The sequence below is a fragment of the Halomonas sp. genome, assembly GCF_034520545.1.
In the GTDB taxonomy this organism is placed as follows: Bacteria; Pseudomonadota; Gammaproteobacteria; order Pseudomonadales; family Halomonadaceae; genus Halomonas.
In genome coordinates this window covers 456,356-478,818 of record NZ_JAXHNN010000010.1, presented here as the reverse complement: position 1 = coordinate 478,818, position 22,463 = coordinate 456,356, and the positions used below count along the sequence as shown (strand labels likewise).

At 62.6% G+C, this 22,463-nt stretch carries 20 protein-coding genes and 2 pseudogenes; 19 read left to right on the top strand and 3 right to left on the bottom strand.

Translation table 11 applies throughout. From position 1 onward, the window contains the following. Positions 1–21: 21 nt before the first annotated feature. Positions 22–1,983 carry a RecQ family ATP-dependent DNA helicase gene (locus U5L98_RS10850; protein ID WP_322558319.1) on the bottom strand — a complete coding sequence of 654 codons (1,962 nt, stop codon included), beginning with the start codon at positions 1,981–1,983 and terminating at the stop codon, positions 22–24. 147 nt (positions 1,984–2,130) lie between these two features. On the opposite strand from U5L98_RS10850, the gene U5L98_RS10845 reads away from it, so the two are divergent. Then, positions 2,131–2,787 carry a dienelactone hydrolase family protein gene (locus U5L98_RS10845; RefSeq protein WP_322558318.1) on the top strand — a complete coding sequence of 219 codons (657 nt, stop codon included), beginning with the start codon at positions 2,131–2,133 and terminating at the stop codon, positions 2,785–2,787. Positions 2,788–2,830: 43 nt separating this feature from the next. Here U5L98_RS10845 and cfa read toward each other — a convergent pair whose 3' ends face one another. Continuing rightward, on the bottom strand, positions 2,831–3,982 hold the full coding sequence (gene cfa / locus U5L98_RS10840) for a cyclopropane fatty acyl phospholipid synthase (protein ID WP_322558317.1): 1,152 nt from the start codon (positions 3,980–3,982) through the stop codon (positions 2,831–2,833). Between the two features lie 146 nt (positions 3,983–4,128). Here cfa and U5L98_RS10835 point away from each other — a divergent pair, with 146 nt between their 5' ends. From U5L98_RS10835 to U5L98_RS10820, 4 genes are all read left to right on the top strand, one after another. Further along, positions 4,129–4,434: an MTH1187 family thiamine-binding protein gene (locus tag U5L98_RS10835; protein WP_322558316.1), complete on the top strand. Its 306-nt coding sequence runs from the start codon at positions 4,129–4,131 to the stop codon at positions 4,432–4,434. A 303-nt stretch (positions 4,435–4,737) separates the two neighbouring features. Next, positions 4,738–5,844 (top strand): 4-hydroxyphenylpyruvate dioxygenase, encoded by a 1,107-nt coding sequence (gene hppD, locus U5L98_RS10830; RefSeq protein WP_322558315.1) that lies wholly within the window; start codon positions 4,738–4,740, stop codon positions 5,842–5,844. A gap of 159 nt (positions 5,845–6,003) precedes the next feature. Beyond that, entirely contained in the window at positions 6,004–7,464 is a 1,461-nt protein-coding gene (locus U5L98_RS10825; RefSeq protein WP_322558314.1) for a sodium-dependent transporter, read from the top strand. A 521-nt stretch (positions 7,465–7,985) separates the two neighbouring features. Beyond that, complete coding sequence (locus U5L98_RS10820) at positions 7,986–8,372, top strand: septal ring lytic transglycosylase RlpA family protein (RefSeq protein WP_322558313.1); 387 nt, start codon at positions 7,986–7,988, stop codon at positions 8,370–8,372. A 142-nt stretch (positions 8,373–8,514) separates the two neighbouring features. Here the strand turns inward: U5L98_RS10820 and U5L98_RS10815 are convergent, their stop codons facing one another. Beyond that, positions 8,515–8,739, bottom strand: coding sequence for a hypothetical protein (locus U5L98_RS10815; protein ID WP_322558981.1), 225 nt, complete (start codon positions 8,737–8,739; stop codon positions 8,515–8,517). Here U5L98_RS10815 and U5L98_RS10810 point away from each other — a divergent pair. The 14 genes and pseudogenes from U5L98_RS10810 to U5L98_RS10745 all read left to right on the top strand — a co-directional run. After that, positions 8,729–9,118, top strand: a pseudogene (locus U5L98_RS10810) (tripartite tricarboxylate transporter permease); the annotation flags it as partial. The gene U5L98_RS10815 and the pseudogene U5L98_RS10810 overlap by 11 nt on opposite strands. A gap of 320 nt (positions 9,119–9,438) precedes the next feature. Next, positions 9,439–10,746, top strand: coding sequence for an urea ABC transporter substrate-binding protein (urtA, locus tag U5L98_RS10805; RefSeq protein ID WP_322558312.1), 1,308 nt, complete (start codon positions 9,439–9,441; stop codon positions 10,744–10,746). Between the two features lie 90 nt (positions 10,747–10,836). Beyond that, the gene (gene urtB, locus U5L98_RS10800; protein WP_322558311.1) at positions 10,837–12,453 is read left to right on the top strand and encodes an urea ABC transporter permease subunit UrtB; all 1,617 of its coding nucleotides are present in this window, start codon (positions 10,837–10,839) and stop codon (positions 12,451–12,453) included. Positions 12,454–12,459: 6 nt separating this feature from the next. Then, complete coding sequence (gene urtC, locus U5L98_RS10795) at positions 12,460–13,590, top strand: urea ABC transporter permease subunit UrtC (protein ID WP_322558310.1); 1,131 nt, start codon at positions 12,460–12,462, stop codon at positions 13,588–13,590. Next, on the top strand, positions 13,587–14,432 hold the full coding sequence (urtD, locus tag U5L98_RS10790) for an urea ABC transporter ATP-binding protein UrtD (RefSeq protein ID WP_322558309.1): 846 nt from the start codon (positions 13,587–13,589) through the stop codon (positions 14,430–14,432). Before urtC ends, urtD begins: the two co-directional genes overlap by 4 nt. Further along, positions 14,432–15,130, top strand: a complete 699-nt coding sequence (gene urtE / locus U5L98_RS10785; RefSeq protein WP_322558308.1) for an urea ABC transporter ATP-binding subunit UrtE — start codon at positions 14,432–14,434, stop codon at positions 15,128–15,130. The genes urtD and urtE overlap by 1 nt, the downstream gene beginning before the upstream one ends. After that, positions 15,127–16,002, top strand: a pseudogene (locus tag U5L98_RS10780) (urease accessory protein UreD); the annotation flags it as partial. The gene urtE and the pseudogene U5L98_RS10780, both read left to right, overlap by 4 nt. A gap of 137 nt (positions 16,003–16,139) precedes the next feature. Beyond that, the gene (gene ureA / locus U5L98_RS10775) at positions 16,140–16,436 is read left to right on the top strand and encodes an urease subunit gamma (protein ID WP_322558945.1); all 297 of its coding nucleotides are present in this window, start codon (positions 16,140–16,142) and stop codon (positions 16,434–16,436) included. Between the two features lie 6 nt (positions 16,437–16,442). Beyond that, entirely contained in the window at positions 16,443–16,763 is a 321-nt protein-coding gene (locus U5L98_RS10770; protein ID WP_322558307.1) for an urease subunit beta, read from the top strand. Further along, entirely contained in the window at positions 16,760–18,463 is a 1,704-nt protein-coding gene (gene ureC / locus U5L98_RS10765; RefSeq protein WP_322558306.1) for an urease subunit alpha, read from the top strand. The genes U5L98_RS10770 and ureC overlap by 4 nt, the downstream gene beginning before the upstream one ends. A 247-nt stretch (positions 18,464–18,710) precedes the next feature. Continuing rightward, complete coding sequence (ureE, locus tag U5L98_RS10760) at positions 18,711–19,229, top strand: urease accessory protein UreE (protein ID WP_322558305.1); 519 nt, start codon at positions 18,711–18,713, stop codon at positions 19,227–19,229. After that, positions 19,219–19,944: an urease accessory protein UreF gene (locus U5L98_RS10755; RefSeq protein WP_322558944.1), complete on the top strand. Its 726-nt coding sequence runs from the start codon at positions 19,219–19,221 to the stop codon at positions 19,942–19,944. Before ureE ends, U5L98_RS10755 begins: the two co-directional genes overlap by 11 nt. 10 nt (positions 19,945–19,954) lie before the next feature. After that, positions 19,955–20,602: an urease accessory protein UreG gene (gene ureG, locus U5L98_RS10750; RefSeq protein ID WP_322558304.1), complete on the top strand. Its 648-nt coding sequence runs from the start codon at positions 19,955–19,957 to the stop codon at positions 20,600–20,602. Positions 20,603–21,030: 428 nt separating this feature from the next. Next, positions 21,031–22,461 (top strand): phospholipase D family protein, encoded by a 1,431-nt coding sequence (locus U5L98_RS10745; RefSeq protein WP_322558303.1) that lies wholly within the window; start codon positions 21,031–21,033, stop codon positions 22,459–22,461. Positions 22,462–22,463 lie beyond the last annotated feature (2 nt).

Here is a 22,463-nt window from a genome sequence, read left to right as displayed (position 1 = left end):
CTTTCGATCCCCCTGCAGGGTTCATTGACCAAGCCGCTCGGCGACCTTGCCGCGCACCTCGCCGTAGGGGTAACCCTCCAGAGCGGCAAAGCCGGCCAACTGGCGAGCCTTCAAGGGGGTGAACAGCGGCGTGGTGATCCCGCACAGGAAGCGCGTCACCATGTCCGGCGTGGCCGGGTGGCCCTCGCCGGCCTCGCTCAGCCGTTGCAGGAAGGGGCCACACAGGGTGTCGATATCCTGGGTCGCCAAGGGCGTTGCCGGTTCGGCGGGTGGCAGGTGCGCCACCTGGCCTCGGCAGGCGGAACAGTGGCCACAATGCTCGGGGGCTCGAGCATCGCCGAACCACTCGGCCAGCCGCCGGCTGAGACAGCGGTCGCTTTCGAACAGCGAGAGCATGGCATGCAGGCGTTTGATCTCGGCTCGTTCCTTGTCGCGAAAGTAGGCGAAGAGTTCGTCGGTCAGCGATTCGGGTTCTATCTCGGCCGAGAGAACCTCATAGACTTCGGTCATCTGCTTGCTCTCCAGTACCATCCAGCCTTTCTCTACGAAGTACTCCAGAGCGGTGATCACTCGGCTACGACTTGTGTCGAGACCCCGCTCGCCACCCAGGGCCTCCAGGGCGGCGAAGTCCAGGCTGTACCAGGTCCGGGCACGGGAGGAAGCGTCCAGGATCGCCTGAACGAAGGCACGCCGTTCTCCCTGGAAGCGGTCGATCAGGACCTCGGGGTCAGCCTCCAACCTGAAGCGGTAGTCGGCGAAGTAGCTGTAGCGGGGGGCAATGAGGCGACGCAACTCGAGCTGTACGAGCAATGTCTTGAGCGGCAGTGGGCGGATGTTGCTGTGCCGCGACAGGGTATTGAGCATCAGCTCCCACTGGCTTCCGGCGGCGCGCAGGTCGTCGATCACCCGGCGAATGCCATGATGCTCAGGGGTATCGCCGTAGACGAAGTTCTCGAGTACCTCGAGATGATCGCGCCCGGCCAGCATCAGGCAGTGGGAGGGCAAGCCGTCGCGGCCGGCCCGACCGATCTCCTGGCTGTAGTTTTCGATGGACTTGGGTAGATCGAAGTGCACCACGTTACGGATGTTGGCCTTGTCGATGCCCATGCCGAAGGCAATGGTGGCGACGATGCAGGGCGTGCGGCCGGCCATGAAGTCACGCTGGATCGCTTCGCGACGCTCGCCGTCGAGACCGGCGTGGTAGGCGATGGCCGGCAGGCCCGCCTTTGCCATATAGACGGCCAACCGTTCCGCCGTCTGTTGCAGGGTGACATAGACGATGGTCGGCTGGGCTGTCTCACTCTCGAAGCGGGGACGTAGCCACTCGACCAGCCGGCGGGGTCGCTCGGCGGCGGGCACGGGTGTCACCTGAAGGTCGAGATTGGGGCGGTAGAAGCCGGTGCCGGTGACGTCGTCCGCGTCGATATCGAAGCGCATGCGCATATCGTCGATGACTCGCGGGGTGGCCGTGGCGGTGAGCAACAGTACCTGCGGGATGGCGAAGTGGCGGCGGTAGTCCGGCAATTTGAGGTAGTCCGGGCGAAAGTTGTGGCCCCATTCCGAGATGCAGTGGGCCTCGTCCACCACCATCAACGAGATCGGCACTCGCTGGATGAAGGCGCGGAACCGCTCGTTCTTGAGGCGTTCCACCGAGACCATCAGGATACGAATATCGCCACGCTTGACGCCCTCCATGACTGCCGCCGCTTGTTCACGGCTTTGACCCGAGTCGAGGCTGGCGGCGGGGATGCCGTGACGGCTAAGGAAGGCCAGTTGATCCTGCATCAGCGCCAGCAGCGGTGAGATCACCAGGGTCAGGTGAGGGAGGTGCAGGGCCGGCAGCTGGTAGCAAAGCGACTTGCCGGAGCCGGTGGGAAAGATCGCCGCGGCGGAGCGACCGGCCACGATGGCCTCGATGACCGGGCGCTGCCCTGGGCGAAAGTCGTCATAGCCGAAGACCTCTTGGAGCGTCTGCTGGATCATGGGCACCGCCTGCTGTGTCGTCGGAGGGTTACTGGGAATCTGTCCAGTATAATGTGCTGGTACGCCCTCGTCCGCGCCAATGGCGCCCGCTATCACTACACTTTCATTGATTGCGTCACCACTACATGCCGGGGCAGGGAGGGCACCATGTCCATCACCGAGCGTCATCTTGAACTCGAGACGTGCGGCGTCACGCTCGAAGGCGACCTACTACAGCCCGAGCAACCGTCGGGTATCGTGGTGTTCGCCCACGGCAGCGGCAGCAGCCGTTTCAGCGTGCGCAACCGCCGGGTGGCGCGCCACCTGGCCGAGCAAGGGCTGGCGACCCTGCTGTTCGACCTGCTGACGCCGGAGGAGAGCCTGATCGACGAACGCACCCGTGCGCTGCGTTTCGATATTCCCCTGATCGGCGCACGCATGAGCGGGGCCGTGGCTTGGGTGGCCGAGACGTCCCAGACCCGGGAATGGGAGATCGGCCTGTTCGGGGCCAGCACGGGGGCGGCGGCGGCACTGATCGCCGCCGCCGAGCAGCCGGCGCTGGTGCATGCCGTGGTCTCGCGGGGTGGGCGCCCCGACCTCGCCGGGGAGGCCCTGCCGCGGGTGAAGGCGCCGACCCTGATGCTGGTCGGCGGCTGGGATACCCAGGTGATCGAACTGAACGAACAGGCCATGGCGCGCATGGCCTGCCCTCGCGAGCTGCTGATCGTGCCGGGCGCCACCCATCTCTTCGAAGAGCCCGGCACTCTGGAGAAGGTTGAGGCCCATGCCGCGCGTTGGTTCCTCGACCATCTCGGTCACTTCTAGTCGCTTGTTATTACTTGGTAGGGCGAGATTTTGGCCCGAGGGGTTACCGCGGGGCGTCGTAGCGCCCAGGGCGTCCACGGGAGAACACGACCTGCCACAGCTGCAGATGGCGAGCGCGGAAGGCGCCGGCACAGATCGCCAGATAGTAGCGGAACATCCGGCGGGTGCGCTCGTTGTAGCGATGGGCGATCTCGTGCCAGTGGGCGTCGAAATTCGTCTGCCAGGCCATCAGCGTCTTGTCGTAGTCTGGCCCAAAATTCTGCCAATCCTCCATCAGCAGCTGACCCTCGCTGTTCCGTGCGATGTCCTTGGCCGAGGGAAGGACGCCATTCGGGAAGATGTAGCGGTTGATCCAGGGGTCCGCCGTGATCTCGGATCGGTTGGAGCCTATGGTATGAAGCACGAAGAGGCCATCGGTCGGCATCAGGCGCCGTACCGTCTCGAAGTAGGTGGCGTAGTTGCGGTGTCCCACGTGCTCGAACATGCCGATGGAGACGATGCGGTCATAGTGCCCGTCCAGGTCGCGGTAGTCCTGCAGCAGGATCTCCACCGGCAGCCCCGCGCATCGCTCCTTGGCCAGGGCGGCCTGTTCGCGGGAGATGGTGATGCCGGTCACCTCGACATTGTGGTGGCGGGCGGCATGTTCGGCGAAGCTGCCCCAGCCACAGCCGATATCCAGCACTTTCATGCCTGGCTGGAGTTTCAGCTTGCGGCAGGCCAACTCCAGCTTGGCCTGCTGGGCCTGGTGCAGGTCCTCGGCCGATTTCCAGTAGCCACAGGAGTAGCACATGGTGGGATCGAGCATACGTTCGAAGAGGTCGTTGCCCAGGTCATAGTGGGCTTCTCCCACCATGTAGGCGCGAGCCTTGCTCTGCAGGTTGAGGAAGCCGGCCTGCAAGCGGTACTTGAGGCGTTCCGTGGTCGAGCGGGCGTGCTCGCTGAGCCCGTTCATCAGCAGCCGGTAGGCCAGCTCGTCGATGCTGTCACACTCCCACCAGCCGTCCATATAGGACTCGCCAAGTCCTAAGGTCCCCTGACGCAGTACCCGCGAAAAGAAATCGGGATGCAAGACCCGGATATCCTGGGGCGCCTCCCCGTTGAGTGTGACACCCGACCCCTCGAGTAGCTGCTCGAAGACCCGGCGGGCCCGGGTATCGGGTAGGGCAATCGGGCCGATACGTGGTTCGCTGGTCATGGGGTCCTCCGTGGCCGGTGATGGATGTCAGGCTGGCGAATGCATTGGGCGCATGACTATTGCCGTGTGATTTTCGTAATTCAGCATAGACCAGTATGCATATGTCGTGTATTTCAACGGGTTCACGAACCAAGAGGGAAAGAGCCATGAACGTGATCATCGATCTCTGTGTGGTGCCACTGGGCGTAGGGGTGTCGGTCTCGCCGCATATCGCGGCCTGCCAGAGGGTTATTCAGGCCTCTGGACTCGAGCATCGCATGCACGCCTATGGCACCAACATCGAGGGGCCCTGGGACGAGGTGATGGCGGTGGTCAAGCGCTGTCACGAGGTCGTGCACGAGATGGGAGCGCCGCGCATCACCACGACGCTCAAGCTCGGCACACGCACCGACCGCGACCAGCGAATGGATGACAAGGTGGCGAGTGTCGAGAACTTGCTGGACGAGCAGTAACACCGGCGAATGTCGTGCTGCGTCACTCTGTTCGTAAATATATCGTTACAGCTTGTCAGAGATTTGCGCCATGCCGAGGCTGGGATAGATGGGGTTGCAGTGCGTGTAAGGAATTCATTACGAAAAAGCGAGTGTGGCCCCTGTTGCAGGAGTGCCGAGGGCATCTTTTACACATTCCGGCGAGAGGGACGAGGCACTAGGCTGAGCGTTATCGAGAGCCCGTCGGCGAAGAACATCATCGGTGACGGGTCGATGACCGATCCAATGCGAATTCACAACAATAGTCCCCAGGAGAGAGCAGCCATGACCGCAACCACCGAGCATCAGACCGTACAGCCCGTCACGCACGACAATCCCATCGGCACCGACGGCTTCGAGTTCGTCGAATACACTGCACCGACTGCCGAAGGTATCGAGGAATTGCGTGCACTCTTCCACCGCATGGGCTTCACCGAAACCCGCAAGCACCGCTCCAAGCAGGTATTCCTCTTTCAGCAGGAAAACGTCAACTTCGTGCTCAATGCCGAGCCGGGCAGCCACGCGGCAACCTTCGCCGACGTGCATGGCCCCAGTGCCTGTGCCATGGCCTGGAAGGTGAAAGATGCCCGCCAGGCATTCGATTATGCCGTGGCCAACGGTGCCGAGCCGATGGAGAATCCGGTCGGTCCCGGTGAAGTGGGGATTCCCGCGGTGAAGGGTATCGGTGGTTCGCTGCTGTATTTCGTCGACAACAAGGTCGACAGCGAAGGGCGTACTATTTATGACATCGACTTCGAGGCGATTCCGGGGCGTACACCACAGGACAACAGCGTGGGCCTGCAGGTCCTCGACCACCTGACCCACAACGTCGACCGTGGCCAGATGGATCCCTGGGCCGACTTCTACTCGCGCATCGCCAATTTCCGCGAGAATCGCTATTTCGACATCAAGGGCAAGAAGACCGGGCTGCACTCCCGTGCCATGACCGCCCCCTGCGGCAAGATGCATATCCCGATCAACGAGTCTGCCGATGACACTTCGCAGATTGCCGAATTCCTGCGCGAGTACAACGGCGAGGGCATTCAGCACCTGGCCATGGCCACCGACGATATCTATACCACGGTGCGTGAATTGCGGGCCAAGGGCGTTACCTTTCTCTCCACGCCGGATACCTATTACGAGAAGATTGACCAACGCGTGCCCAACCATCAGGAGAACGTCGAAGATCTGCGTGAGCTGAGCCTGCTGATCGATGGTGGTCCCAATGAGGGTGTGCTACTGCAGATCTTCACGGAGACGGTGATCGGGCCGATCTTCTTCGAGATTATCCAGCGCAAGGGCAACGACGGCTTCGGCGAGGGCAATTTCAAGGCCTTGTTCGAGTCCATCGAGGAAGACCAGATCCGTCGCGGCGTCCTCAAGGACGATTGATCCTCTTCTGATCTTCTGGTCAGCCGGCAGGTATTAACGGTCAATCCCAGTGAGATCGATCGCCTGCCTGCCAATTCACGATAAGATCCGTCACGATAACGCTCCTGTAGCGACTCTTCGTCGTGACGGAACAACAATGTTCATGACCCCTGGTGTGATATGACAACGAACGATCAATCCCGTACTCAGTGGCGCGGCCGTTGGGGCTTTCTGCTGGCGGCGACCGGTTCCGCGGTGGGCCTAGGCAACATCTGGAAATTTCCCTATATCACCGGCGAGTACGGTGGCGGCGCCTTCGTGCTGGTCTATCTGGCCTGCATCCTGGCCGTGGGTGTGCCGGTGATGATGACCGAGATCGCGCTGGGGCGCCGTGGTCGCGGCAGCCCCATCGATGCCATCCGTCGAGTGACCAGCGAGTCTGGCCGTGGTTCGGCCTGGTCTCTGCTCGGCTGGATGGCCATGCTTTGCGGCTTCATGATCCTGTCCTTCTATGTCGTGGTGGCCGGCTGGTCCTTCTCCTATCTCTGGAAGATGCTCAGCGGTGGTCTGGCAGGTTCCAGCGTCGATGACATGGCGGCGATTTTTGTGGCCAACAACGAGAACCCCTTGAATCTGGGTTTGTGGAGTACTCTGGTCACGGTCGTTACCATGGTGATCGTCGGCAAGGGCGTGCAGGCCGGTATCGAGAAGAGCGTCAACTGGATGATGCCGGGCCTGGTGATCATGTTGCTGGTGCTCATCGGCTTTGGCATCTTCTCCGGCGGTTTCGGCGACGCGGTACGCTTTCTGTTCTCCTTCGATGCCGGCAGCCTCTCCAGCGAAGGCATGCTGACCGCCCTGGGCCATGCCTTCTTCACCCTTTCGCTGGCCTCCGGTGCGATTCTCACCTATGGCAGCTACCTTCCCAAGCAGACGTCGATCGCCCGTACCACCTTGTCCGTGGCACTGGCCGATACGGTGGTCGCACTGATGGCGGGCCTGGCGATTTTCCCGGTGATCTTCGCCAACGGCATGAGCCCGGACAGCGGACCGGGGCTGATCTTCATGAGCCTGCCGCTGGCCTTCCAGGCGATGCCGCTGGGTACCCTGTTTGGCGTCCTGTTCTTCGTTATGCTCTCTATGGCGGCACTGACCTCCTCGATCTCCATGGTAGAGGCCACCATCTCCTGGCTGAGTGACAACAAGGGCATCTCGCGGCGTACGGCCTCCTGGGGCACCGGCATCGTGTTGTGGCTGGTCAGCACCCTGGCGATGCTGTCATTCAATCTGGGTGCCGACTGGACCCTGGCCGGCAAGACTTTCTTCGACTGGCTGGACTACCTGACCTCGCGCTGGATGATGCCGGTGGGCGGATTGGGCATGGTGCTGCTGGCTGGTTTCGTGCTGAAGCACGAGACCTTCCGGGAGGAACTCGGTCTCTCGCCGGCCTGGCATGCGCTCTGGCTGTTCATGGTCCGTTACGTCAGCCCGCTGGGTATCCTGATGATCTTCGTCGATGCACTGGGTATCACTCAGGTGGTGTTCGCGCAGCACTGGCCCTGGCTGCTGGCGGTGCTGGTGATCATCACCTTGATCGGTGAGCTGATTAGCCCTCGGCTGCGCCGGGTGCTCTCACACTGAGGGTGTAGCAAGCGCCAGAAGATGCTTCGTCGCCCCCGCTCTGCGGGGGCGACGTCGTTTATGACGCGTGGTTTTGGTGACACCTTGCTACAAGGCTTGTGCCACTCCACCGTTACCGGCATCTAGCTGACGCACACGATCATGCCCAATCGGGGCGTTTACATCACCGAGCACCTGCGCAATGGCAACGGTAACAGCGACCTGGACCGGCCAGATGCTGGTAAATGCGGTTGGGCAGTCTGGCCTCGATCGAGCAGGGCACCCCGGCACGGCAACGATCGTATATCGGAACTCTAAAAGTGTTGCCGCCTAGAGGCGAAGTGGTTACTATCCGCTCGCCAACGTTGAATATCGTTGGAAGTGTCGTATCATTGTAGTAATGGCTGGCCTAATTTTATCACGGTCTGGTCACTCGTTAGGGTTAGCTACGGGGCAAGCAATTTGCGCCGTCAATAACCGATCATGGCGCCTGATCGCTGGATGCGAAGTCGGCGCATTACGGTAAGTCATGAGGTGACATTATGGGGATTCGATCCCGCTTGATTCTGAACTGCTGCGTGGCAGCTCTTCTCACGACCGGCTTTGCCGGCAAGGGGCTGGCCCACGGGAAGTCGTCAGAGACCCAGCAGGGTGTCGCGTCCTACTACAGCGACCGCTTCCAGGGCCGGACCACGGCAAGTGGCGAGCCCTTCGACCAGCAGGCCCTCACGGCCGCCCATCCCACTCTGCCTTTCGGGACCAAGGTCGTGGTGACTCGCGAGGATAACGGCCGCGAGGTCGAGGTGCTGATCAATGATCGGGGCCCTTATGCCAAGGGGCGTATCATCGATCTCTCGAAGCGTGCTGCCAAGGCGCTAGGCATGCTGCAACGCGGTACCGTCCCGGTTGAAATTTCCTTCGTGCAGTAAGCGTTTCTGGTGCCACTGGCAGTCTCGAGGTGTTCACTCGACTTCGAGAACAAGCTCAGAAAGCGATTGGATGGCGTTAGGTCCATCGTGAATCAAGCTTATCTCCTACAAGCAAGTGGCGCTCCTGGCGGTTGGAGCGCCATCAGCGGGTAAATTCCCGCTGCCAGCGGGTCAATAGTGCCTCACGCTTGAGATCGTCCAGGGTAGCCAGCAGGCTGGGTCCCAGGATGATCGGTCTCAGTGCCTCGCCTCTTTCCTGACGCAGCGTCGTCGCCGTGCCCGGTCCATTCAGCGCTGGGTGGATAGCACCCAAGGTGGTTTCGCGGGCGAGCACCCTCTGCCTTCTCTCACTAATGATCTTCGTCAAGCTGCTCTCGGTGCCGCCGATGTACCTGCTGCCGATCGTCACAATGATTGCCTTCGTAGGGATCTATTCGATCAGCAACACCACCTTCGATCTGTACTTCATGGTGGCCTTCGGCGTAGGGGGCTATGTGCTGCGAAAACTGGAGATCCCCCTGGTGCCGGTGATTCTCGGGTTGTTGCTGGGGCCGGAGATGGAGAAGAACCTGCGTCATGCCATGGACATCTCCGACGGTGACTGGACCATCCTGTGGGACAGCGGTCTGGCCATCGGCCTCTGGGCGTTCGCCGGACTGGGGCTGATTCTGCCTTATATCGTCGGCCCGATCCTGCGCCGTCGGATGCAGAGCACCGTTGGTACGGGGGGGCCCGAGAGCGACTGAGCCTTGCGGCCATTTCGGCAAAGCGGGGGCGCCGGTGGAGCCGGCGCCCCGCTTTGTGTATGGGCTGTCCTGCTTCACGACGGTGCGCTGTATCAGAGGCGGAGACCATTCTGGGGCAGAGCATCGAGCTTCTTGCACCAGGATATTGCCTTCCGGTGGATTCGCTCTCTCGGAGGTCATGATCTAATTGTCTGAATAAAAGAATAAAAGACTGAAATCGCTGCGATATGGCACATCCCTTGCGATAACAGCGAGAGGCATCTTGCGATGTTCTCCCCCGCTGGATTCATCGACAACGACATCGATCGCAAGGAGATCCCATGCTCCCGTCAAACGTTTATCGTACTCCCCGTTGGCTGGCCGTCCCGCTGTTGAGCGCGGCCTTTGCCACGCCTGTCCTGGCCCAGGAAGACCCCATCAAGGTGGGCATCCTGCATTCCCTCTCCGGCACCATGGCGATCAGCGAGACGGTACTGAAAGACACCGTCGAGATGCTGATCGAACAGCAGAACGCCGAGGGTGGTCTGCTCGGCCGTCAATTGGAAGCGGTGGTGGTGGATCCGGCCTCCGACTGGCCGCTGTTCGCGGAGAAGGCCCGCGAGCTGCTGGCCCAGGAAGAGGTCGATGTCATCTTCGGCAACTGGACCTCGGTATCGCGCAAGTCGGTACTGCCGGTGGTCGAAGAGCTCAACGGCCTGCTCTTCTACCCGGTGCAGTACGAGGGCGAAGAGTCCTCCGAGAACGTCTTCTATACCGGGGCGGCACCCAACCAGCAGGCAATTCCCGCCGTCAACTACCTGATGAACAACGTCGGTGTGGAGCGTTGGGTACTGGCCGGCACGGATTATGTGTATCCGCGTACCACCAACAAGATCCTCGATGCCTATCTCAAGTCACATGGCGTGACCGACGAAGACATCATGATCAACTACACCCCCTTCGGTCATTCGGACTGGCAGAACATCGTCTCCGAGATCAAGGCCTTTGGCAGCCAGGGCAAGAAGACAGCGGTGGTCTCGACGATCAACGGCGATGCCAATGTGCCCTTCTATCGGGAACTGGGTAACCAGGGCATCAACGCCGCCGATATTCCGGTCGTCGCCTTCTCGGTGGGTGAGCAGGAGCTGACCGGCATCGATACCGCGCCGCTGGTCGGCCATCTGGCGGCCTGGAACTACTTCATGAGTGTCGATACCGATGTCAATTACGACTTCATCGATGCCTGGATCGAGTACACCGGCGACGATATGGCGGTGACCAACGATCCCATGGAGGCCCACTACATCGGTTTCAACATGTGGGCTGAGGCGGTGCGCAAGGCCGGTACCACCGAGGTTGACGCGGTCAAGGATGCCATCATCGGGGTGGCCGTGCCCAACCTGACCGGCGGCTATGCGGCGATGATGCCCAACCACCACATCACCAAGCCGGTGTTGATCGGCGAGATCCAGGACAACGGCCAGTTTTCCATCGTCTGGCAGACACCTTCCACCGTGGCCGGCGATGCCTGGTCCGACTACCTGGAGGGTTCCAAGGATCTGATCAGCGACTGGCGCAAGCCGATGGAATGCGGCAACTACAACGTGGTCCAGGGCAGCTGCGGTGGCAGCGAGGCCGAGGCCCAGTAATATCCCGGGCCGGCCGCAAGGCCGGCCCTTCCTGACACGCCACTCAACAGTTAACGGTTAATTCACAGGACTCTTTCACAGGACTCTCCCATGAGGATGATCCGCTCATTGCTGCCTGGTTGGTGGCTCCTCTGTGTGCTGATGTTGTCGATCGGGCTGGTCTCGACGGCCCAGGCTCAGCAGGACTCCGACCCGGGTCAGGAACTACTGGAGGCCCTGGACGTTGCGTCCTATGACGCCAAGAGCGAGGCCATCGAGGCCATCATAGTCAGCGGCGACGAGCGCAGTCGTCGTTGGCTCGAGGAACTATTAGGCGGCAAGTTACAGCGCCACAAGGACAGCGGGCGCTTCGTCATCGTGGTCGAGAACCGCGGGCGCAACTGGCCAGTGATCGATGCCCTGAGCTTCGAGGACGCCGGCGAGATGTCGCGCCGCGAGTTGAACGGTATCGGGATCAACAATGCTCTGCGTGGTCAGCTGCAGAGTGCCCTGGCCGTGCTCGATCTCTACACCGACGATGTCGACGACCGGCGCGAGGCGGCCCGCGATCTGCTGGGCAGCGTGGATGCTTCCATGGTCGAACCTCTCCGCGAGGTGATCGCGGGCGAAGACGATGCCGAGGTGCGCCGCCTGCTCGAGCAGGGCCTGGCGATTCACCGCCTTAACCAGGGCGACATCGAGGCCATCGCCGATCTCGAAGGTAGTCTGAACAGTCGTGTACGTGCCGCGCTCAATTCGGCCGCGCGCAGCAATGATCCGCTGGTTGCCGATGCCGCCTCGGTGGCGCTCGCCGATATCGAGCAGAAGATGAAAATCAACCGTGGTCTCGAGACGCTCTATTTCGGCTTGTCGCTGGGTTCGGTGTTGGTGCTGGCGGCCATCGGCCTGGCCATCACCTTCGGCGTGATGGGCGTGATCAACATGGCCCACGGCGAATTGATCATGCTAGGTGCCTACACTACCTGGGCCATGCAGCAGCTGTTGCCCGGCCAGCCTGGCCTGGCACTGGTGTTGTCGATCCCGGCGGGCTTCCTGGTGGCGGCCCTGGCCGGTATTGCCATCGAGCGCAGCGTCATTCAGTTCCTCAAGGGACGTCCCCTGGAGACATTGCTGGCGACCTTCGGCGTCAGCCTGATCCTGCAGCAGCTGGTGCGCACGGTCATCTCCCCACAGAACCGGACCGTGGTCAGCCCCGACTGGATGAGCGGTTCGCTGATGATCAATGAGGGGCTTTCGCTGACCCTGAATCGGCTCTTCGTGCTCGGCTTCGCCCTGGTGGTATTCGCCTGCCTGATGCTGGTGATGCGTCGCACCCGCCTCGGCCTTGAGGTGCGGGCGGTGACTCAGAACCGGTCCATGGCACGCTCCATGGGCATCCGCGCGACTCGGGTGGACATCATGACCTTCGCCCTGGGCTCGGGGGTGGCGGGCCTCGCCGGTGTGGCACTCTCCCAGCTCACCAACGTAGGGCCTAACCTTGGCCAGAACTACATCATCGACTCCTTCATGGTGGTGGTGTTCGGCGGCGTGGGTAACCTCTGGGGCACCCTGGTGGCCGGTCTGTCGCTGGGTGTTATCAATCAGGTGCTCGAGCCCTGGGCCGGGGCGGTCCTTGCCAAGATCATCGTGCTCGTCTTCATCATCCTTTTCATCCAGAAACGCCCCCGCGGACTCTTTCCGCAGAAGGGCCGTGCGGCGGAGGGCTAGACCGCTATGTGGTTAATGCAACCCTTCAACGAAAACGCAACGCGGCTCTTCCTAGGTGTGTTGCTGGCCTGTCTGGCGCTGGTGACGGTGCTCCATCTGGCCGTTCCTGCGGGGCATCCACTGCATGTCTCGGCCTACACCGTGACCCTGCTCGGCAAGTACCTTAGCTATGCCTTGCTGGCTGTAGCGGTTGATCTGGTTTGGGGCTATCTGGGCATCCTCAGTCTGGGTCACGGGGCCTTCTTCGCCCTGGGCGGCTATGCCATGGGCATGTATCTGATGCGCCAGATCGGCGATCGCGGCACCTACGGCGATCCGATCCTGCCCGACTTCATGGTCTTCCTGAACTGGGACAGCCTGCCCTGGTACTGGCTCGGCTTCGACATGCCCTGGTTCGCCTTCCTCATGGTGATGCTGGCCCCGGGCGCCCTGGCGCTGGTGTTCGGTTTCCTGGCATTCCGTTCGCGTGTCACCGGGGTCTATCTCTCGATCATCACCCAGGCCATGACCTTCGCCCTGATGCTGGCCTTCTTCCGCAACGAGATGGGCTTCGGTGGCAACAATGGCCTGACCGACTTCCGCGAACTGCTGGGTTTCGATCTGCGCACCGATGCCACTCGCCTGGGGCTCTTCGTGGCCACCGGCCTGGCGCTGGCGCTCGGCTATGTGCTGTGTCGCGCCATCGTCACCAGCAAGCTCGGCCGGGTCAGCGTCGCCTGTCGCGATGCCGAGGCCAGGACGCGCTTCCTCGGCTATCGCGTCGAACGCTTCCAGCTGTTCGTCTTCGTGGTCTCGGCGATGCTCGCCGGGGTGGCCGGCGCCCTCTATGTGCCCCAGGTGGGCATCATCAATCCCAGCGAGTTCTCGCCGATCTTCTCCATCGAGATCGTGCTCTGGGTCGCCCTGGGCGGACGAGGCACCCTCTACGGGGCGGTGATCGGGGCCTTGCTGGTCAACTACGCCAAGACGGTCTTCACCGGCGCGATGCCGGATGCCTGGCTGTTCGCCCTGGGCGGCATGTTCGTGCTGGTCACGGTCTTCCTGCCCAAGGGTGTCGCCGGCCTCTTGTCCTATCGTCTCAAGCGTAAAGCGCAGCAGTCGGATGATTCCTCGACACCCCAGGAGGCAACGTCATGAGTTTTATCAGCTCCCTGGCCGATCGTGATCGCGTCTTCGATTTCCTGGTGCCCGCCACCTCGCCGGTGGATGTGCGCCACGGCCCGATCCTCTATCTGCAGGACGTGACCGTGACCTTCGATGGCTTCAAGGCCATCGATGATCTCAACCTGACCATCGACGATGGCGAACTGCGTTGCATCATCGGGCCCAACGGCGCCGGCAAGACCACCATGATGGATATCATCACCGGCAAGACACGCCCGGATACCGGTTCGGTGTGGTTCGGCAGCCGCCACAACCTGCTGACCATGAACGAGCCGGAGATCGCCAGCCTGGGTATCGGTCGCAAGTTCCAGAAACCCACCGTCTTCGAGGCGTTGAGCGTCTTCGAGAACCTCGAGCTGGCCATGGCCGCCGACAAGCGCATCCTGCCGACGCTCACGGCACGCATGAGCGGCGAGATCCGCGATCGCATCGAGGAGGTGCTCGATACCATCGGCCTTATCGAATTGCGTGACGGACCCGCGGGCATTCTTTCCCATGGCCAGAAACAGTGGCTGGAGATCGGCATGCTGCTGATGCAACGGCCACGTCTGCTATTGGTGGACGAGCCGGTGGCCGGCATGACCGAGCAGGAGATGGAGCGTACGGCGGAGTTGCTCACCGGCCTTGCCGGCAAGGGCAAGCAGTCGGTGGTGGTGGTAGAACATGACATGGGTTTCGTGCGCTCCATCGCGCGAACCGTGACGGTGCTGCATCAGGGCAGTGTGCTGGCCGAGGGCAGCATGGACCAGGTATCCAACGACCCCAGAGTCATCGAGGTCTACCTGGGCGCCGACCCGGACGAGGAGGCCGCCTGATGCTGAGCATCGACACGCTCAACCAGTCATACGGCCAGAGCCATACCCTCTGGGATCTGGAACTCGAGGTGCCGGAAGGCGAGTGCACCTGCGTAATGGGTCGCAACGGGGTGGGCAAGACCACTTTGATGAAGGCCATTATGGGCGAGGTGGCGGTTTCCTCGGGGAGTATCCGCTATCGCAGCGATATCGAACTCACCCGCCGGCCCATCGAGGATCGCCCGCGGCTGGGCATCGGTTATGTGCCCCAGGGGCGGCAGATCTTTCCGCTGCTGACCGTGGAGGAAAACCTCAGAACGGGGCTCGCCGCCAGGGGAGACGGTGTGAAGCGGATTCCCGAACGCATCCATGAGCTCTTTCCGGTCCTCCAGGAGATGAAGCACCGTCGCGGCGGGGATCTGTCCGGCGGCCAGCAGCAGCAACTGGCCATCGGTCGAGCCCTGGTGATCGAACCGCGGCTGCTGATTCTCGATGAGCCGGGTGAGGGCATCCAGCCCAATATCGTCACCCAGATTGGCGAGGTGATTCGCCGCTTGATTCGCGAGGACGGCCTGACGGTGCTGCTGGTGGAGCAAAAACTGCCTTTCGCCCGCAAGTTCGCCGACCGCTTCGTGATCATGGACCGGGGTTCGCCGGTGGCCGGTGGAAAGATCGACGCCTTGAGCGATTCCCTGATCAAGGAGCACCTGACGGTATGACGGCCTTCGAGACGACGCTACCCGAGCTCTCAGGACATCGTTTCGATGCCCAGCGGCATTGGGCGGCGACCCTTTCGCTGGGTTTCGAGGCGCGTGATGGCGTGACCCGAATGGTCCACTCACGGCATCGAGGTCCGCTTCGCGTCCAGCGGACCTTTCATCCAGAAGGGCCGGAGGGTGCCTGTCATGCCTATCTCCTGCACCCCCCCGGCGGTCTGGTCAGCGGCGATGCCTTGTCTATCTCGGCCCGTGTCAAGGCTGGCGCCCATGCCCTGCTGACCACGCCGGCGGCCAACAAGCTCTACAAGGCGGATAGTCACGGGGTGGCTTGGCAACAGCAGACCGAGCTGCAGGTTGCCGATGGCGGTGTGCTCGAGTGGTTGCCCCAGGAAACGATCGCCTTCGATGGCTCGAGAGGGGGGCAGGGTACTCACATTCAGCTCGCTGGCAGGGCGCGTTGCCTGGGCTGGGAGGTGATGGCGCTGGGACGACCCGCCAGCTCGCTGCCCTATGCCAGCGGCCGCATCGAGCAGCGCTTCCGCCTGACCCTCGACGGCCGGCCGCTGTGGCTGGAACGCCAGGCACTCGACCCGGCGCATCCCCGCTTCCAAGGTCGCTGGGGGCAGGGCGGTGCAACCGTCCAGGCCACCCTCTGGGCTGTGGGCTTCGAGGATGAGCCGGCCGCCATCGAGGCGCTGCGCGATACCCTTACCGCCAGTACCCGCTGGGCAGTAACGCATCGCCATGGCGTCCTGCTGCTGCGTTACCTCGGGGATTCCCGCAACGAGGCCTGGGATCTCTGCGAGGCGGCCTGGCGAGTGTTGAGGCCCTGGCTGATCGGCCTGCCGGGCCATACGCCGCGCATCTGGCTCAGACCTGAATCCAATGCGCAGCATGCCAGTATCGCTGTGAAGCACTCCTCCTGGCGAGGCAGACTCGCCGTGCCACCTGGAACTGAGACCCCAAGCAGACGAAAGACAAGCTGCTGCTCTTCTCCGTGCGGCGCTAGCTGGCCGAGCGCCAGCTGCGCGCCGCGTGGCCTCAAGCTCGGACTGATCCCGAGGCAGTGGCCCTGATCAGCTTCGAGATCCTCGAGGGAGCCCGCGATGGGCGATCCGTGGCCGACCTGATGAGCTATGGCCGCGAGATCCTGACCCGCGACGACGTCATGGAGGGCGTGGCCGAGATGGTCGAGGACGTCCAGGTCGAGGCGACCTTCCCGGACGGCACGAAACTCGTCACCGTCCACGACCCGATTGTCGAACTCGGTTCATGCCAGCGTAACTGTCGTCAGGCGAGTGACTGATCGCCAATGATTCCCGGTGAATACAAACTCAAGGATGGTGATATCGAACTCTGCGCGGGGCGCGAGCGGATCACCATTGAGGTCGCCAATACCGGCGATCGGCCGATCCAGGTCGGTTCTCACTACCACTTCGCCGAGACCAACCCGGCGCTGACCTTCGATCGCGACAAGGCTCGTGGCCATCGTCTTGACGTGGCCGCCGGCACGGCGATCCGCTTCGAGCCCGGTCAGTCGCGGGAGGTGACGCTGATTCCCTATGCCGGTAGGCGACACATCTATGGTTTCCATGGCGAGGTGATGGGCAGCCTGGAGGAGGCATCGCAATGAAGATTTCACGACAAGCCTATGCCGATATGTATGGCCCTACGGTGGGCGACCGGGTGCGTCTTGGCGACACCGAACTGTGGATCGAGGTCGAGAAGGATTACACCCACTACGGCGACGAGGTGAAATTCGGCGGCGGCAAGGTGATCCGCGATGGCATGGGTCAGAGCCAGCGTGTCGATGCCGCCGTCATGGATACCGTGATCACCAATGCCCTGATCCTCGACTGGTGGGGCATCGTAAAGGCCGACGTGGGCATCAAGGACGGGCGCATCGCCGCCATCGGCAAGGCGGGCAACCCGGATACCCAGCCGGATGTGGAGATCGTCATCGGCCCGGGGACCGAGATCATCGCCGGCGAAGGCAAGATCCTCACCGCAGGCGCTTTGGATGTGCACATTCACTTCGTCTGTCCTCAGCTGGTAGAAGAGGCGTTGATGAGTGGCATCACCACTATGCTGGGTGGTGGAACCGGGCCGGCCACCGGCACCAATGCAACTACCTGTACACCCGGTGAGTGGCATATCGGCAAGATGCTCCAGGCCGTGGACGACATGCCCATGAACATGGGCTTTTACGGCAAGGGCAATTCGAGTCTTCCGGATGCCGGGCGGCTCCAGATCGAGGCCGGCGCCATCGGCCTCAAGCTCCACGAGGATTGGGGAACCACGCCGGCGGCCATCGATACCTGCCTGTCGGTGGCCGACGAGTACGACGTCCAGGTAGCGATCCATACCGATACGCTCAACGAATCGGGCTTCGTCGAGGATACGCTCGCCGCCTTCAAGGAGCGCGGCATCCATACCTATCACACCGAGGGCGCCGGGGGCGGCCACGCACCGGATATCATGGTGGCTTGCTCCAAGCCTTATGTGCTGCCGTCCTCGACCAATCCGACGCGACCTTATACCGTTAACACCATCGACGAACACCTCGACATGTTGATGGTGTGCCACCACCTCGATCCCAAGATTCCCGAGGACGTGGCCTTCGCCGATTCGCGCATTCGCCGCGAGACCATCGCCGCCGAGGATATCCTCCACGACATGGGGGTGATCTCGATGATCGCCTCGGATTCCCAGGCCATGGGCCGGGTCGGCGAGTCGATCTGCAGGACCTGGCAGACGGCACACAAGATGAAGGTCCAGCGTGGCCTGCTGCCCGAGGACGAGGCCTTGGGCGCCGATAACTTCCGCGCAAAGCGCTACATCGCCAAGATCTCCATCAACCAGGCCATCACCCACGGCATCGGCCATGAGGTGGGCTCGGTGGAAGTCGGCAAGATGGCCGATCTGGTGCTCTGGAAGCCCGCCTTCTTCGGCACCAAGCCGGCGATGATCATCAAGGGCGGCATGATCGCCGCCGCACCCATGGGCGATCCCAACGCTTCGATCCCTACACCCCAGCCGGTGCACTATCGTTATATGTTCGGCGCCCTGGGTCGGGCGGCGAGCCAGACCCGTTTGACCTTCGTCAGCCAGGCGGCGCTGGATGCGGGGATCAAGGAGAAGCTGGGACTTCACAGCGAACTCTCCGCCTGCCGCAACGTGCGCGGCGTGCGCAAGGCCGACATGAAGCTCAACGATGCCTGCCCGGAGCTCAAGGTGGACCCACAGACCTACGAGGTGCACTGCGACGGCGAACTGCTCACCTGCGAGCCGGCCACCGAGCTGCCGCTCGCCCAGCGTTACCATCTTTTCTGATGGCAATGGCGAGGAGAGATCTCATGCTTGAGAGCCAGCTTGTCGGTGCGAAACCTCGCGTGGCCGCTGGTGACCCGGACGAAGCGATGCGGTCGATCTTCAGGGATGAAGATCGAGGAAAGCCGGCACAGGGATGTGGCGTCTTTCCGACCGCGGGAGTCCGTCCGGGGCGCCAGGGTTTCGGCCACGTGGCGTTGAGCAACGTCAAGGCTGGCTCGTCTCGGGATACTGGAGGAGCGGTTTTTCAATGTTGAAACTAACTGAACGCTTGGGGCCCATCGAGGCAAGCCAGGCGGATGACACCCTCACTCTACCCTATGAGCTGCGCATTCGCGGCCGGCTCAAGGCCGAGAGCGACAGCGGCCGCGAGCTGGGGCTCTTCCTCGACCGCGGCCCGGTTCTGCGCGACGGCGAGGGGCTACGAGCCGAGACCGGTGAGGTGGTGCGGCTACAGGCCGCTGTCGAGCCCGTGGTCACCGCCCGCGTGGCGGCGGGCTTGCCCCTGGCGCGGCTCGCCTATCACCTGGGCAACCGCCATGTGCAGCTGGCGCTGGGCGAGGATGAGGAGGGGAGCTATGTGCGCTTCCCGCCGGACCACGTGCTCGAGGAACTGGCGACTCTGCTCGGGGCAGCTCTGGTGCATCACGAGGCCCCCTTCGATCCCGAGTCCGGCGCCTATCACCAGCCCGGCCATGGCCATTCCCACGCGCACGATCATGACCACAGTCACGGCCATCATCACCATGAACATTCCCATGCACACTGAACCGGCAAACCTGGGTCAGGGCGACGAGCAGGGCGATGACCTGGCCCTGCTGGGTCTGATGCAGCTGGTCAGCCCGGCGCTGCCCATCGGCGCCTTCGCCTTTTCCCAAGGCCTGGAAAGCGCCTTCGAGCTGGGCTGGGTCTCGGACGAGGCGAGTCTCGGCGACTGGCTGGAAGGCGTGCTGGAAGACGGCCTGACCCGCTGCGAACTGCCCCTCCTGGCGCGTTTGATGACGGCCTGGGACGAGAGCGACAGTGAGTCGATCGCCGACTGGGATGCCTGGCTCGCCGCCTGCCGCGAGACCGCCGAGCTGGCCGCCGAGGATGCCAGGCTGGGTGCCGCGCTGATGCGTCTGCTGGGCAGCCTCGAGCTGTTGCCCGATAGCGCTTCGAGCGAGGCACCGAGCCTGCCTCGAGGCGCCGGCTATGTGACGGTCTTCGCCTGGACGGCTCATGCCCGTGGTGTCACCTGGCGCCAGACACTGCTGGGCTTTGCCTGGGCCTGGCTGGAGAACCAACTGGCCGTCGCCTGCAAGGCACTGCCGTTGGGGCATACCTCCGCCCAGCGGCTGGTGGAACGGCTGCGCCCGGCATTGGTGGCCGCCGTGGATGAGGCCCTGATGCTGGAGGATGACGAACTGGGACCTGTGTTGCCTGGTCTGGCTCTCGCCAGTGCCTTGCACGAGACACAATATTCGCGGCTGTTCAGAAGTTAGGAGAAATGAGATGACCCATTGTCTACGTATCGGCGTCGGCGGCCCGGTGGGCTCCGGCAAGACGGCCCTGCTCAAGCAACTGTGCTTGGCATTGCGAGAGCACTACGACATCGCCGTGGTCACCAACGATATCTACACCCGTGAGGATGCCGACTTCCTGCTCAAGCACGAGGCCCTCCAGGCCGATCGCATCCTCGGCGTGGAGACCGGCGGCTGCCCGCATACCGCCATCCGCGAGGACGCCTCGATGAACCTCGCCGCCATCGATGATCTACAGGCACGCCATCCGGGCCTGGAGCTGGTTCTGGTCGAGTCAGGAGGAGACAACCTCTCGGCCACCTTCAGCCCCGAGCTTTCGGACCTGACGCTTTATGTGATCGATGTCTCCGCCGGTGACAAGATCCCTCGCAAGGGTGGACCCGGCATCACCAAGTCGGACCTGTTGATCATCAACAAGATCGACATCGCCGAGCAGGTGCATGCCTCGCTCGATGTGATGGAACGCGACTCTAAGAAGATGCGCGGTGAGCGTCCCTTCGTTTTCACCAACCTCTACGACGGTGTCGGCCTCGAGGAGATCATCCGTTTCATCCTCGATCGAGGCATGTTATCGGATCGCCGGCCTTCAGAGCAGCGAATCAAGTCTGCCACCGCCTGAGCGCACTCATCATCGCCAACAATACGGAGAATCTCCCCATGAAAGCTCGTTTTTCGTCACTTGCCTGTATCGGACTTCCGGCCGCTGCCTTGTTGCCCACCACGATGGTCCTGGCTCACTCGGGACACGGTGCTCCTTCGGTGCATGCCCATACCGGCAGTCCGTCAATGCTGGTTGCGGTCGGGCTCGTCGCCCTGGGAACGGCCGCCCTGGCGGGCCTGGTTCGCCTGATCACACGTTACCGCCGGTTGCGCCGCCAAAGCTGAACTCTCCCGAATCGAGACAATGTGCATCCGGCTCTGGCCGGGTGCACTGCTTTTTGCAGAGCCGGTCGCTATGCTGGCCGTTGTCGTCGCCTCAATGTTGTGGCGCTCTCGGCATAGGACATCATGGACGATATGCAAAAGCTGGGACGGGAGAAGCGACGAATGTGGACATGGATCATGACGGCGCTGCTGGTGGCCTGTTTCGCGATGGGTGCCTGGCAGCGCTACAAGCCGTTGCCCGACGGCGTTTCCGTTGCCTTTCCGGAGCGCGACGCCCACGAGATTCGCTTTCTCGCCGACGAGACCTGGTATACCCCCTCGGGAGAGCGGCACACCCGCTGTCAGATCTTCGATGAAGTGCTCGCGATGATCGGTCAGGCTCAGCGCCTGGTGGTGCTGGACATGTTCCTCTTCAACGACTTCGCCGGTGCCGCCGATGGCCAGACGTTTCGCCCGCTGTCGGCGGAGGTCAGTGATGCTCTGATCGCTCAGAAGCGGCAATACCCTGAGCTTGAGGCGGTGGTGATCACCGACCCGCTCAATACCCTTTACGGTGGAATAGAGGTCGACCATTTTCAGGCCCTGCGCGATGCCGGCGTTGAAGTGGTGATAACGAACTTGAATCGGCTGCGGGCCTCCAATCCGCTCTGGTCGGGGATCTGGCATCTGGGGCCTCGCTGGCTGGGCAACGATAGCGACGGCGGCTGGCTGCCCAATGCCCTCGGTCCGGGGCGGGTGCCACTGCGCAGCTACCTGGCCTTGCTCAACTTCAATGCCAATCACCGCAAGACTCTGGTGGTGGATCACGGTGATGGCTGGGCAGGCCTGGTCACCTCCGCCAACCCTCATGATGCTAGCAGCTTGCATGGCAATGTGGCGCTGCGTTTCGAGGGAGCGGCGGCGCTGGACCTGCTTGCCTCCGAGCGTTCGGTGGCGGGCTGGTCGGGAGTCAAGCTGGCCGGCCCGGCTCCGCCCGTAAGCGAGGAGACGTCACCAGAACCGGTCCGGCTGCAGGTGCTGACCGAAGGCGCGGTCCGTGATGCCTTGCTGGACGCCATTCAGGCTAGCGCGGAGGGCGACCACCTGGACATCGCCGTCTTCTATCTCGCCCATCGGGAAGTGATCGCCGCCCTGGTGGCGGCCCATACCCGCGGTGTAGCCATCCGCCTATTGCTCGATCCCAATCGGAATGCTTTCGGGCTGGAGAAGGGTGGGATTCCCAACCGCCCCGTGGCGCGCGAACTCCATGAGGCCGGCATCAGGGTGCGTTGGTGTGTCAGCCGTGGCGAGCAGTGCCATAGCAAGCTGCTGCTTCGCCGGCCCGCCGAGCCCGGGGTCGAGGCCGAAATGATTCTCGGCTCCGCCAATTTTACACGGCGCAATCTGGATGACCTGAACCTGGAGACCAGCGTGTGCCTGTCCGGTCCCGCGGATACGCCGGCTCTGCTCGACGCCGCGGCCTTCTTCGAACGTCGCTGGAAAAGTACGCCGCAACGTATCACCAGCGAGCCCTTTGAGGCCCACGACGACACCACAGCCTGGCAACGCCTGCGCTATCGGGCCATGGAGGCGACGGGGCTTTCTACGTTCTGATG